Consider the following 12,681-nt stretch of genomic DNA (forward strand, 5'->3'; position numbering starts at 1 on the left):
CTAGCCGCACCATCCGCACCGCCCCGGCACCAGCCACCCGCCATATCCGCCGAATCAGCCGCCAGCTCTCGGGACTGGGGACCCTAATGGTGTCCGGACACAGGCAATACCAGGTCCCCAGACACCATTTCCTGTCCCCAGTCACCACATGTGGCGGCCGCAGAGGTCAGGTCGACGCCGTACGACGAGATGCGCCCGATCCCCAGTCACCACGCGCCATCGCAACCGCCTACTCCTGATTCTTGCGGGCGGTGACGAAGGCCTGGGTCACGCGGGTGAGGAGGTCGTACGGGATGGGCTTGTCGAGGGGGAACTTGAGCGTGCCTTTGCCCGAGCGGTACGGCGCGAGGGCCGCGGTCAGGGTCTCGTCAGCGGGTGGGATCGGGTACAGCGCGATGTGCGACTTCCAGCCGCTGAAGTGGATCAGAGCGCTGCCGTCGAGGGTGATCGTCGGGATCTGGTAGCTGATCTTCTCCCCCGCCCCGGGCGCGGCCGCGTGGATCGTCCGCCGTACCTTTTCCAGCACCTCGCGGACCTCCGGCGGGTACGACGCGATGTACTCGTCGACCGTCTCGAATTTCTCAGCCATTCGACTGCCTCTCCGTCAGCGGAACGAACGGCATCGGCTCCGGCGTCGGGGACCCGTCCCACGGCTCGTTCAGTGGCGTCGACCGCCACTTCCACGAATCTCGCGCGGGAGCACCCGGGACCACGGCGCGCCCGGTCACCCGCCGAAGTTCCAGCCACGCGTCGTCGGCGACTCGCGGTTCGTGCGGGAACAACCGCGTCAGCACTCGCTCACACACCCCGGCCGGCGGCTCCAGCGAGCAAGCGAGACCAGTCGCCAGATCTTGTCCGTGGAGCAGCATCTCGACACACCCCATCCCGGCGAACCCCTCCGGATCGCCGTACCCATACGGATGGAAGGCTCGGGTCTCCGCCGGACTGGCGCGAACCACGCAGGCGAGGATCCGCCCGGCCGCCTCCACGAAGTCGAGGACGCCGGCCGGTGGAGCCAGCTCCTGCGGCCGCGCGGACCATCGCACGTACTGCGTCCGCGCCCCCACCACGAGCTGCGAAGCCCAATGCAAATGGGCCTGCCCGATGTGCTGAGCCGTGTCCCGGCAGCTCCACTCGAGCGAGCCGGCCGGGACACTCCAGTCCGCGTCCGTCGCGGGCCGGAGCGCGTCGACGACACAGTCGGTCGCCACTTCGAGGTCTTCCGCCGTCACCATTCCTGGTCCTTTCGCCGGATTCCGCCACTCAGTGTGACGGTCCGGCTGGACGAAGAACAGTCTGTTGCGCGGAGCCCGTTTTTGTCATAGATAGAAGGAAGAGCGGGTTACCCGCGGCGGCGCAGCGTGGTGTGCTTCTCCAGCTCGGCGACCAGGTGCTCGGCGATCTTCGCGTGGCCCGCGACCGTCGGGTGCACGAGGTCGGTGCAGTCGTCCTCGGTGATCCAGCCGGTCGAGTCGATGCAGACGAGGTTCGGATCGTCGAGGGACTTCACCGCCGCCTGGATCGTTTCCGCGTGCTTCCCGTTGAACGGTGTGAGCGACACGATCGTCGTCTCGGGGTACGCCGCACGCACCCGGCGTACGTAGCCGGCGTACTCGTCGATCTCCAGCGTCGGGTCGTTCACGCCGAGGTTGATGACGACGACCTCGGACGGCTCGACCCGCTCGGCCGGTGAGCCCGCGAAGTTCCAGCCGAACGAGTCCACACCGGCCGGCACCTCGCCGTTCCCCGGCTTGCTGATCCCCTGACTCCCGAACCCGACCTGGTACGACGTCGCGCCGAACGCCTGCGCGGTCAGATACGCGTACGACGTCGTACCGTCCGCGCCCTCGGACTCGGGGTGGGTGCTGAGCGACCGCACGCCCTGGGTGATCGAGTCGCCGTAGAACTCGAGCCGCGGGCCGCTCGGCCGGCCGCTCAACCGCAGTACCGACCGCGCGTCGAGGACCAGCCCGGCGAACACGACCGCGCACTCGAACGGCGGGTTCCACCGGTTCGCGTGCTCGTTGACGTCCTTCACCGCGACCGTCACCTGGTGCCGGCCGTCCGGCGCGGACAGCTCGACGACCGGCTCGTCGATGACGTGCAACTCGGGTTCGCCTGCGTCGAGCGTGATCCACAGGTGAGGCGCGACAGTCAGGCCGTCGGTGTCGAACAGCAACTGCAGCCGCTCACCGGCGTACGAGAACGAGATCCGCGACCCGGAGTTCACGGTGACCGCGACGCCGGGCTGGTGTCCCCACTGTCCCTCCAGGACGATGCGCGGATCGGACGGGGCGACCACTTCGCCAGGCTCGAACGGCACGACTTGCTCCTCTTCGTCGACGGCGGCGCCAATCCCGGACATTCTGCCTGGCGCGTCACCACCCTTCCTTCCGAGCCCGCGCCTCGAACAGCAGGATGCCCGCGGACAGCGCGACGTTCAGCGAGTCCGCGTGCCCGAGCATCGGGATCGACACCGCGTCGAACCCCTCCGCATGCCACTGCCTCGACAGTCCCGAGCCCTCCGACCCGACCACGAACGCCGTCGGCCCGTCGTACTGCGGAACTCGGTAGGTGCCGGTGGCGGCGGGGTCCGCGAGGTGGACGCGGAAACGGTGGCTCCGCAGCCAGTCCGCCGCGGCCGGGATGTCGTCGAACTCCACGATCGGAGTGGACAGGACGGTGCCGCGACTCGCGGAGTACACGGCCGGATGGGTCGGGCGGGCGCGGCGACTGGTCAGGACGAGGCAGTCGGCGTTGGCGGCGTCCGCGGTCCGGATCAGGGTGCCGAGGTTGCCGGCGTACTCGACGCCGTCGGCGACCAGGACCAGGGACCGGCTGGTGAAGCGCAGCAGGTGCGGCTGCCAGTCGGGGATGCGGGCGATCGAGATCAGGCCGTCGGACCGGGTCTTGCGGGAGAGGCGGGCGAGCAGCTTCTCCGAGATGCGGTACACCTCGGTGGCGCGGGCGGCGATCCGTTCGACGATCGGATCGAGGTCTGTCGTGCCCGCCTCGGGGCACCAGAAGAACGTGTCGATGGTGGTGGCCGTGGTGAGCAGGCGGTTGTGCTCCCAGGCTCCCTCGACCATGATGCGGCCGGGCGAACCGTCCTTCCGCAGGGTGAGCAGGTCACGGACACGGGGGTGTTGCGCGCCGATGGAACGCGCGTGATGCACAGTCATGTGCAGAGCTCCGAACGGAGAGAATCAGCAAGCGCGCCGGGGACCCTGCGACAGGGCCCGCACCGGCGGGGCGACGCCTTCGAGGCGCCGTGGTACTGACGCGGCCTTCCCGACCGCGTCAGCCAAGGATTCTCATCACACCCCGGATGCTAAACACCCCCAACACCTCCGTCACCCGGTTTTCCACGCGCACCACCCGGATCTCCCACAGCCGGGTGGGCGTGAGCTGGTCTGCCGACGGACCCCAAGCACCCCAGCGCGTTTTCCACAGCCCGGGCGAGCGTCAGTCTTGGTCCGTCGACGGACCCCAAGCACCCCAGCGCGTTTTCCACAGCCCGGGCGAGCGTCAGTTTTGGTCTGTCGGCGGCGGTGGTTAGAGTCCTTTCCTCTGGTAGCCGCGGTTGCTATCACACGGGAGGGAGTGCGGATGGACGCGACACTGCTCGACGCCGAAGCCGAAGCGGCTGTGCTGCGCGTCTACCGTCAGGTGTTCGCCGTGCTCGCCCGCGAGGCCGGCGCGATGATCGTCGACCCCGACCTGCTGGACGTCGACCAGGCGATCCTGGACGCGTTCGCCGAGGCCGGCAGCGACGGCCTCACCGTGGAGCAAGCCACCCTCGCCTGCCGCGCCTACCCGCACGACGTGATCGTCCGCCGCTTCGACGTCCTCCGGCAGTACGGCGCGATCACCAAACTGGTCGACCGTCCGAACGAGCTGCGTCACCGCGCCGCCTTCGCGCCGTACGTGATGCTGATGTTCCTCCGCCGGATGTCCGTCCAGGGCGGTCAGGCCGAGCTGCACCAGCTGCTCACCCTCGAGGCGCACAGCGTCAGCGACCCGCAGGCAACCGCCGACGACGGTAGCGCCTCGATCGGCCGCCTGACCAAGGTCTTCCGCCTGCTCGGCAACGAACTCGCCATCCTGGTCTCGACCAGCACGACAGCCCAGCTCCGGGAGAACGCCCAGCTCGCCTGGGGCAACGAACGCCTCATCGAGCAGGCCGAGAAGGTGCACCGGCTCGTCCTCGACCGCTGGCCCGAGCTACACCGCGACTGCACCTCGCTCCGCATGGCCTTGGCCGCGTACGCCGACGCCGTCCAGCTCGCCGCCGGCCGCCTCGTCGAGCGAGCCGGTACGACGCGGGCGCTCGGCCTCCTCCCGATCGAGACCTGGCTGACCTTCACCCGAGGCAGCGAGCCGGAGACCTTGGCCGCCGTACTCGACGGTCTGCTGTTCGATGCCGCCGCGCCGGACTTCTCCGCACAGACAATGGTCGAGGCAGTGGAGACAGGACGCCGCAGCGGTACGGCGCGGATGGCGCCACCACGCCCGACCGCCGACGCGGAGGCGCCCGAGTCCGCGGCCGCGACGGACCGCGAGGACCTGCGCGCCGAGGCCGACCGGGTGCTGGCCGGCCGCCCCTCGGTGGACATCGTCGAGGTCATCGACCAGGCCGGTGACTGGATCACCGCGCGCCGCGTGCTGGCGGAGCTGACCGCGGCGCATCTGCACGATGAACTGGACTACGAGCTGGTCTGGTCCGACGGGATGCGAATCGACCCGACGGCGGGGACGCCGTGGGCCACCGAGGGCGTGTTCCGCCGGGTGACGCGATGAGCGAGGCGGTCGAGCGGCGGCTGTACAACGCGCTCTGGTGGGCCAAGGTGCAGTCCGCCGGTCCGCTCGAGGTCGACCCCGATACCCCGGCCGTCGCCGGTCTCACCCGGGCTGCTGCTCCGGACGGCGCGACCGTCTGGCTGGTGCCGACGCTCCCGTCCGGCGCGGGCCACGGCGTACTTGAGGAGCTCGGCGCTCCCCCGGTCGCCGTCGAGCAGCCGAACGAGACAGCCCGCCTGCTCGCGATCTGCGTCGCCTGCTGCTGGACCGACCGCAGCGCACCGGCCTGGCCTGGTACGACGGGCACCCTCGCGCAGATCAGGTCCGTGTACGCCGGGATGCGCGGGCGTGCCGAGCAGTCGAGCGATCTCACCCTGATCATCGGCAGCCTGCGTCGCCTGCACGCCACGCACTGGATCCGCTGGGACGAGAAGAACGCCGAGGTCCGACTCGGCCCCCGGGTCGTCACCTGGACCGCCGCCGACCTCTCCGCCCTCCGCGACCTCTGTCGCCACCTCCCCGAGCCACCACCCGCAGTTCTGTCGGCCCACCACCCAGACCCCGAGCCCGCCGAAGCCCTCCCCGACTCGTCGGACGAGGCGGCGCCGCATGAGGCGCGACCCGACGGGACTCGGACGGGTAAGACCCGGACCGGCGACGCGCCGACCGGCGAGGTGGAGGTTCTGGATGAGTGAGCAGCATGCGTTGTTCGACTCGTTGCTCCAAGACCTCAGCGATCGGTCGCGTGACGAGGTGCTCGCCGCGTTCAGCGCGGTGCAGTATGCCGCGCACCCGGTCCCCGAAGTACAGCTCGCCGGCCTGCGCGACGTGACTCTGCGCCGCCAGGTGCAGCGCATGCTCAAGCTCATCGGGCGCACCCTCGTCCACGTCGACGGCACCCACTGGACCGCGGGGTACGACGACGACATCGCGGCGAGCCTCTCCGCGCAGGGGTGGCAGCCGTTGTCGGTCGTCGATCGCGCGGTGCTGGTTCTGGTCCTGATCCACTCCGTCGCGATCCCGCGCAGCGAGGGCATCCTCACCGGCGACAGCTGGCAGTCCGCACGCCCGACGACGGTCGACGAGCTGCGGACCACCAGGATCAGCGGCGAGGAGCGGCGCCTGGCGCTGCAGCGACTCCGCGCCGCCGGGTTGATCCAGCTGTCCGGCGATCACTCGGGCGGGCCGTCGTACATCCCCGGTCCGCAGCTGCAACGCCTCACACCGGCCGCGCGCCGCCGGTTGCAGGACCAATTGATCCTCGCGGCCGCTCCGGCCAGCCCGATCGCCGAAGCCATCCGGGCGCGCAACGGCGGTCCAGCAGAAGTAGTGACGACGACGGGAGACGACGCGTGAGCGCTGCGGAAGACGGGCCGTTCGACATCCTCGGGTCGAAGGTGCTGCTCGGCGTTCAGGTCGTCGACCTGTCGCGGCTGTCCACGCATCCGATCCCGATGATCGGCCGCGGCCTGATCACGGTCGCCGGCCAGGGCCCGACCGACTCCAACGGCGCCGGCAAGTCGTCCTGGATCGCGGCGCTCAGTCTGCTGCATGCCGACGACCAGTGGCGCCTCACCAGCGGTGCCCCGGGCGCGGCCGAGCTGCTGTTCACCGCGGAGGCCGCCGGCCAGGAAGGCAACTGGTCGAACGTCGACCGCGGCTACATCGTCGGTGTCTTCTCCGACCCCGACCTGACCGATCTCGACGAGATCGAAGCGGCCGCTGTGACCGTCTGGATCCGCATCAACCGCAAGGCGTCGTACCTCGATCTGCGCTGGAAACAGGGCCTGCACATCCCGTACGGCGCCACCGAGGCCGAGCGCGCCGCTGGCGCCGACGCACTGTGGGCCGCCCTCCCGCACTCGAACGGCCGCACCGATTTCCACGCCAACAAGCTCTCCCAGGTGCTGTACGGCGGTCAGGTCCGCTGCGTCTCGTTCCTGTCCACGTCGGTCCGCTCGAGCCCGACCGCGAACCTGCTCGCCGAGCCGCTGAACGAGCTCGGCCCGGCCCGGATCTTCAACGCGATCGCTACCCTCACCGGTCTCGACCACGAGCTGGAGCAGGAGCAGGCGCACCGATCCGCCGAGCACACGCAGCGCGAGGCGACCAAGCAGGCGGCCGCGGACCTGCAGCGCTGGGAGCAGGAGATGGCGACCGTCGAGGCCGGCATCCTGCAGCGCGCGGCGGCCCGTGAGGCCCTCGCCGCCGCGAAGGAGTCCTGGCAGGCGCGTTCGGCCCGGCACCTGATCGACGGCGCCGCGCGGAACGACGAGATCGTCCAGGAGCTTGCCGTTCTGGACGAGCGGGTCGCCGAGCAGCAGGCCCGCAAGGAAGCGATCGAGACCGAGATCGATGCCTTTGGCAACGAGGAGGGCATGCTCCGGGACGTCCAGCTCACCCGCCAGGAGCGGGACAAGCTGGACGCCCGCGACCGCGAGCTGGACCTGGCGCAGCGTTCGGTGCGTGAGCAGCTGGAGCGGCTCGGTCAGGAGCATCGGCGGCTGCTGGAGGCGGGTCGTTCGGCGGACGGCCGCGACCTCGCCGCGGCCGGCGCGGAGCAGGCCGAGGCGCGCGTGGTCCTCGAGGAGCACATCGGCCAGGACCACGCGGCCCGGATCGCGGTCGAACACGCGACAGCGGATCTGCGCGAGGCGGAGAGCGGGCAGACCGTGTCCGCGCCGCAACAGCAGGTCCTGGAGAACGCGGGCATCGAGTGTGGTGCGCTGACCGACATCACCGAGCTGCCGAACGCTGACCGCGCCGAGTGGGAGCCGCGCCTCGCGCCGTACCGGGAAGCTGTTGTCATCGACGCCGGTGACGCGGCCGTGGCGTCGACCGCGCTGGCCGACGCCGGGTATGCCGGATTCCTGCTGGTGCTGGCGAATCGGCCCGGCGCGAACAAGAAGGCATCCACGAAGCGCGGGCCGAAGTCGGCGGACAAACGGTTCGAGCTGGACGCGTTCTTCGCGACGATCGGCGAGCGCGCGACCAAGGACAACATCGACGACGTCGCCGGTGTGGTCGCGGTCGGACAGTTCGACGAACCGATCACCGGCCGAACGGCGCGCATCGAGGCTGCGCGCCGCCGCGTCGAGGCGGCGGTCGAAGCCCGCGCCGAAGCATCCGCCGCGCTCGAGCAGGCGCGCTCCCGGGTCGACCAGGCAGAACGCCGTACGGCGGCCGCTCGCGCGCTCGCCGACGCGGAGTCGGTGCAGGAACAGATTCTCGCGCTCCGCGAGACCGTCGACCGGCACGAGTCGGACCGCGATTCGCTCGCGCCGCGGCTCCAGGCGGCCAAGGAGTCGGCCGAGACCGCAGCCGGGCAGCAGCTCGTCCGCGACGAGCGACTGAAGAACCTGGAGGCGACCCGCCGCGACCACGACCGGATCCTCGACGACCTGACGGGTCGCCGGCTCACCCTGATCGAGGAGCAGACCGCACTCGACCTCACCACGCGGACCACGGCGTGGGGCGGGACACCTGCGGAGGCCGCGGAGTTCATCGTTGGCCTGCCCGACGATGCGCAACGCCGGACGACGGCCGACTGGAACCACCAGGCCTGCACCCAGCTCGACGATGTCATCCGCCGCTGCTTCCCGAACGCCCGCTCGCGGGAGGAGATCCCGACCGAGCTGTGGGAGATCCTGAACGGCCCCGACGGCTGGACGAACGGCACGCTCGGCGACCGCGTCGGGCTGGTGCCGGCCCTGCACCGGACGCTGAGCAGTCACCTCGCGCAGCACGAGACGTTCGACAGCCTGCAGCAACAGCAGATCGCCAGCCAGCGCGCCGAGCGGAACGCCGCGCTCGAGCGGGCCCGCGAGGGACTCGGCGAAGCGGAGAGCACGGCCCGCGCGCACCGCGCATCGCTTGCCGACGGCATCAAAGCCCGGCTTCGCCTGGTGTCACAGGAGTTCGACCGCCTCGACCAGCAGTACGGCGGGTACGGCGCGAAGCTCGAATTCCCCGAACCCGACCCGCCGGCCGAGCCCGACAAGCCGTGGCGCTGGACGGTGACACCGAAGTGGCGACGCTCCGAGGGCGGCCCGTTCTCCGCGTTCAACGTGAAGGGCAACACCGCCCAGATGGACGAGAAGGCGGTCAAGCTGGTGTGCGCCGCCGCGCTCGCCGGCGGATCGGACCGGCCGCTGTTGCTGATCCTCGACGAGCTCGGCCGCAACCTCGGCTCGCAGCACCGGCGCGAGGCGGTGGCCCTGTTCGAGCAGATCGGCCGCGACCGCAACATCACCGTCATCGGCGCACTCCAGGACGACATGGAGCGGTACGCACTCGCGTCGTCCCGGCTGTACGTGAAGCTCAGGCGCAGCTCCGACACAATGCCGTACAACCAGGCTCCGGTGGTGAAGGGCAACGAGGACAACGCGTCCCGGGTCGAGCTGCTGCGCGAGTGGATGACGTCGTACCGCGGTTCGACGCCGACGTTGGAGCCGACGCTCACGTAGTTGTCGCAGGGCCTTGTGGAGTGCATGGACATGAGCTCCACGTGGGCACGCCGGTGATACCTGGGATCTCGCATCCAGCGTCGGGTCGACCGCGACCATGGCGGCCGCGCCCCGGGCGATCGGTCATCGAGTTCAAGACGCGGGCGCTGGCCGAGCTGGGCGCCGTACCCACTGCCGATCGTAGGTGGCCGCTGTCGATCTGCGCGACGACTGTGGCCAGGAGATACGACAAACTCGCCGTCCGTTACGAGGCGACCGTGCTGGTCGCAGCCCTCACGAGTGGCTGTGACCAGCACTTTCGGGACCGACTCTAGGTGTGGAATGTGGTGGTTGCCTCCAGGGCCGCCCGGCTGCTCGTGAACCGGTTTACCGGCGCATTCTCGTCGGCGTAGCCGAAGGAGACACCCACCAGCAGCTTCCCCTCGTCCACTCCGAGTTGATCGCGGACGGTGTCGGCGTAGAAGCTGAGCATGCCCTGCGGGCAACTGGCCACGCCGTAGCCGCGCATGGCCAGCAGCAGTGTCTGTAGGTAAGCGCCGACGTCGGCGGCCAGTCGCGGCCCGCCGTCGCCGGTGACGAACAGGAACGCGGCATGGGGCGCCCCGTAGAAGCCCAGACTTTCCGCGTCGTAGGCCTCGCGGGCCGGGTGGTCGTCGGGGCCGATGCCCAACGCTCCGTACAGATCGGTGCCGAAGGCGGCCCGCCGTTCCTGGTGGACGGGGGCGTACATGTCCTCGGAGTACGGGTAGTCGGCCGTGATGCGTTGCTCGGCGTGGGCCGTTCGGAGGGCGTCGGCCAGACGGTCTCGCCGTGCGCCACTGACCACCTCGACCCGCCACGGCTGCGCGTTGGAGTTGGACGGCGCGGCGCCGGCCAGAGAGAAGACCTCGCGCAAAGTGTCCTCGGGTACCGGGTCGGGACGGAAGGCGCGGGTCGCGCGGCGGCCGCGGATCAGCTGCTCGGCGTACTCCGACGTTCGCGTCCCGCCCGGCTGTGTCCCGCCGGTGGGTGCCTCGCTCGTGCGTGTCCGGGTGAAGACCGGTCCACTCATGGAACTCTCCTCAGGATCACTGAAGTAAACGTTGTCGTTTACCTGAAGTGGCACTATAGCCAGCCATCCCCTCCGAAGTAAACTGGAACGTATACTTACCTCATGACCACGACGACGACGGCGTCCCGACGGCCGGGGCGCGGAGGGCGGGAGCGCATCCTGGCCGCCGCGGCCGGACTGTTCGCGGCCCAGGGGATCAACGCGACCGGCATGGAGCAGATCGCGGAGCGGGCGCCGGTGTCCAAGCGCACCCTCTACGCGCACTTCCGGACCAAGGACGAGCTGGTCCTCGCCCATCTCAAGGACCTCTCCTCGACGGGACGCACCCTGGAAGGCGTGCTGACACGCGAGGACATCCCCGCCAAGGAACGAATCCTCGCACTGTTCGACCCGCCCCCGACCGGCACGGATCCCGTGCGCGGATGCCCGTTCATCGACGCCGCCGCGGAGTTCCCCGCCCCCCAGAACGCGGTCCACTCCTACGCCCGCGAACAGAAACTGCTGATGGTGCGGCTGGTGACCGACCTGGTAGCGCAACTGGGCTGCCGCGAGCCCGCCGTCCTCGCCGAGCAACTCGTGACCCTCGCGGACGGCGCCGCCAGCCGCGCCATGGTGCTGGACGATCCGAACTACGGCCGGCACGCGCGGGCAGCGGCAGAGACCCTCCTGGACAACGCGCTGCCGACCACGATCTGACAGGTCCCACCGGGGTTGCTCGGTATGCCTAGCGCCTGGAGTGCGGAAGGTCTGTTGGGGTATCCGCCTCCGGAGGCGCAGGGCCGTCTGATCGACACCATCACTGAGCTCAGCGCGCCGGGCAGCCAGGTTGCCACCGAAAGCAGACCCAACCCCCAGCCGGGGGCTGGGCGCTGACCGGGATCACCATCCGCGACTTGCTTGCCGCCAACAACCTGCCACCGCTGCAGGAGGACGAGATGCGGATGCGCGACCTGTCCCACGTGCGCGGCATCTTGAATGCTTCGGCGTCCGGCTACCGCGACGGCTGAGGCGTCGAGCAGTCGATCTTCGGGTTGGCTCCGATGTAGTTCAGCGGCCCGGCGACGATCGTGACGAGTACCGTGCCGACCTTGGCACAGGATGTCCGGGAGCTCGCGAAGTAGTGCCGTTGAGCCGCGGCCGCGAAACCGATGACAAGCCAGACGACGATGACGATCGTGAGTGCACGAGAACGCGTCGCGGAAGCTCTACGGGTGCGCATGTCCATCTCCTGGTTCGGTGGACCCCCGTGCAACGCACCTCAAGTGCCCGCGGCGAAACGGTCAGAAACTCAGATCTCCCGGAACTCGTAGTAGGGCTTGATGTGCGCGTTCACGTACGCACCGATGCTTGGCGCCGCCAACAACGCCGCGTACGCCGGCTGCGGGACGTCGAGGTACTGGTAGACGTAGCCGTTCGCATACTCGAGTTCCAGCGTGCCGTCGGACCATCCGATCGATCGGATACTCGACGAGTTCACCGGGCGTCGTCTCATCCGCGGCTCCTTCTGCGCTCGTGTTCTGCGCTCGTGCTGAGCGGTCCAGTCTGCCGTTGCTGTCAAGACGATGGCGATCGCTCCGGATCCTCGGTCTGCAGGCGCGCGAGCGCCCGGGCGAGATCGCCGAGCGCCGTGTTGAGCTGGGTCAGCACGGTGTCGTCGATCGGCACCCGGCGCTGGTCGAGACCGAGGTTGGCGCTGAAGCGGACCTGGGCGTCGGGCGGCGCTTGACTGAGGTAGGTGTCGAGTGCCTCCTGCAGGTACGGGCTCGGCACGACGTCCGGTCTTTCGCGCCACTTCGTCAGCGTGCGCGGCGATATCCCGAGCCGCTCGGCGAAGGCCTCGTTGGTCAGGCGGAGCGCCGTACGCAAGGCGTGTGCGTGCCGGCCGGTCCATTCGTCGATGACTGTCATCTCGCTCCCTTGCGCGTCGATTACTCCCTGCAATGAGAATATGGCGATTCGGTGACCGCCGGAGGGCAGAATTTGTGCGCTGTGGATACCGGTTGAGTTCCTGGTGAGGACCGCGGGCTGCGCGTTGACTTGGCGCATGGACGAGATCAGCGGGACAACCGCGACGCTGCCGCCGATCAGGCGGCGGCGTCATCTGAAGGTCGCGAGCAGGTCCGGGGCACGCCGCTTCGAACTGCACCGCCACGTCGACGTCTCCGGAGTCAGCGGGACGGGCGTGATCGCCGAGGGCGTCGAGTGGAGCGACCGAACGGTCGCCCTGCGCTGGGGCGGGCAGTACCCGACAACCACCGTCTGGCAGGACGGCGTCGAAGCCCTGCTGGCCATCCACGGCCACGGCGGCGCGACCACCATCCGCTGGCTGGACGAGTGATCCCAGCCCACCAACCCCGCCGGCGC

Annotated in this window: 14 protein-coding genes; 6 read left to right on the forward strand and 8 right to left on the reverse strand. The window is 69.7% G+C overall.

What is annotated here, in order from left to right:
* Positions 1 to 229: 229 nt before the first annotated feature.
* The 4 genes from ACFYRH_RS19400 to ACFYRH_RS19415 form a co-directional block, all read right to left on the reverse strand.
* Positions 230 to 589 (reverse strand): iron chaperone, encoded by a 360-nt coding sequence (locus tag ACFYRH_RS19400; RefSeq protein WP_387776582.1) that lies wholly within the window; start codon positions 587 to 589, stop codon positions 230 to 232.
* Positions 582 to 1,235, reverse strand: a complete 654-nt coding sequence (locus tag ACFYRH_RS19405) for a maleylpyruvate isomerase N-terminal domain-containing protein (RefSeq protein WP_387776585.1) — start codon at positions 1,233 to 1,235, stop codon at positions 582 to 584. Before ACFYRH_RS19405 ends, ACFYRH_RS19400 begins: the two co-directional genes overlap by 8 nt.
* 107 nt (positions 1,236 to 1,342) lie before the next feature.
* Positions 1,343 to 2,323, reverse strand: coding sequence for a GDSL-type esterase/lipase family protein (locus ACFYRH_RS19410; RefSeq protein ID WP_387776588.1), 981 nt, complete (start codon positions 2,321 to 2,323; stop codon positions 1,343 to 1,345).
* Between the two features lie 55 nt (positions 2,324 to 2,378).
* Entirely contained in the window at positions 2,379 to 3,182 is an 804-nt protein-coding gene (locus ACFYRH_RS19415) for a TrmH family RNA methyltransferase (protein ID WP_387776591.1), read from the reverse strand.
* A gap of 427 nt (positions 3,183 to 3,609) precedes the next feature.
* Here ACFYRH_RS19415 and ACFYRH_RS19420 point away from each other — a divergent pair, with 427 nt between their 5' ends.
* From ACFYRH_RS19420 to ACFYRH_RS19435, 4 genes are read left to right on the forward strand one after another with little or no spacing between them, the layout of a single operon-like run.
* Positions 3,610 to 4,800 carry a hypothetical protein gene (locus ACFYRH_RS19420; protein WP_387776594.1) on the forward strand — a complete coding sequence of 397 codons (1,191 nt, stop codon included), beginning with the start codon at positions 3,610 to 3,612 and terminating at the stop codon, positions 4,798 to 4,800.
* Positions 4,797 to 5,495 (forward strand): hypothetical protein, encoded by a 699-nt coding sequence (locus ACFYRH_RS19425; RefSeq protein ID WP_387776597.1) that lies wholly within the window; start codon positions 4,797 to 4,799, stop codon positions 5,493 to 5,495. Before ACFYRH_RS19420 ends, ACFYRH_RS19425 begins: the two co-directional genes overlap by 4 nt.
* Positions 5,488 to 6,156: a hypothetical protein gene (locus tag ACFYRH_RS19430; protein ID WP_387776600.1), complete on the forward strand. Its 669-nt coding sequence runs from the start codon at positions 5,488 to 5,490 to the stop codon at positions 6,154 to 6,156. The genes ACFYRH_RS19425 and ACFYRH_RS19430 overlap by 8 nt, the downstream gene beginning before the upstream one ends.
* Positions 6,153 to 9,266, forward strand: coding sequence for a chromosome segregation ATPase (locus ACFYRH_RS19435; protein WP_387776603.1), 3,114 nt, complete (start codon positions 6,153 to 6,155; stop codon positions 9,264 to 9,266). The genes ACFYRH_RS19430 and ACFYRH_RS19435 overlap by 4 nt, the downstream gene beginning before the upstream one ends.
* 310 nt (positions 9,267 to 9,576) lie before the next feature.
* Here ACFYRH_RS19435 and ACFYRH_RS19440 read toward each other — a convergent pair whose 3' ends face one another.
* Positions 9,577 to 10,317, reverse strand: coding sequence for a nitroreductase (locus tag ACFYRH_RS19440; RefSeq protein WP_387776606.1), 741 nt, complete (start codon positions 10,315 to 10,317; stop codon positions 9,577 to 9,579).
* 102 nt (positions 10,318 to 10,419) lie between these two features.
* Here ACFYRH_RS19440 and ACFYRH_RS19445 point away from each other — a divergent pair, with 102 nt between their 5' ends.
* Positions 10,420 to 11,013 carry a TetR/AcrR family transcriptional regulator gene (locus ACFYRH_RS19445; RefSeq protein ID WP_387776609.1) on the forward strand — a complete coding sequence of 198 codons (594 nt, stop codon included), beginning with the start codon at positions 10,420 to 10,422 and terminating at the stop codon, positions 11,011 to 11,013.
* Between the two features lie 295 nt (positions 11,014 to 11,308).
* Here the strand turns inward: ACFYRH_RS19445 and ACFYRH_RS19450 are convergent, their stop codons facing one another.
* The 3 genes from ACFYRH_RS19450 to ACFYRH_RS19460 form a co-directional block, all read right to left on the reverse strand.
* On the reverse strand, positions 11,309 to 11,536 hold the full coding sequence (locus tag ACFYRH_RS19450) for a hypothetical protein (RefSeq protein WP_387776612.1): 228 nt from the start codon (positions 11,534 to 11,536) through the stop codon (positions 11,309 to 11,311).
* Positions 11,537 to 11,605: 69 nt separating this feature from the next.
* Positions 11,606 to 11,809, reverse strand: coding sequence for a KTSC domain-containing protein (locus ACFYRH_RS19455; protein WP_387776615.1), 204 nt, complete (start codon positions 11,807 to 11,809; stop codon positions 11,606 to 11,608).
* A 62-nt stretch (positions 11,810 to 11,871) separates the two neighbouring features.
* Positions 11,872 to 12,225: a helix-turn-helix domain-containing protein gene (locus ACFYRH_RS19460; protein WP_387776618.1), complete on the reverse strand. Its 354-nt coding sequence runs from the start codon at positions 12,223 to 12,225 to the stop codon at positions 11,872 to 11,874.
* A 136-nt stretch (positions 12,226 to 12,361) separates the two neighbouring features.
* On the opposite strand from ACFYRH_RS19460, the gene ACFYRH_RS19465 reads away from it, so the two are divergent.
* Positions 12,362 to 12,655: a hypothetical protein gene (locus ACFYRH_RS19465; RefSeq protein ID WP_387776621.1), complete on the forward strand. Its 294-nt coding sequence runs from the start codon at positions 12,362 to 12,364 to the stop codon at positions 12,653 to 12,655.
* Positions 12,656 to 12,681: the final 26 nt, after the last annotated feature.

Source organism: Kribbella sp. NPDC004875 (genome assembly GCF_042873375.1).
In the GTDB taxonomy this organism is placed as follows: domain Bacteria; phylum Actinomycetota; class Actinomycetes; order Propionibacteriales; family Kribbellaceae; genus Kribbella.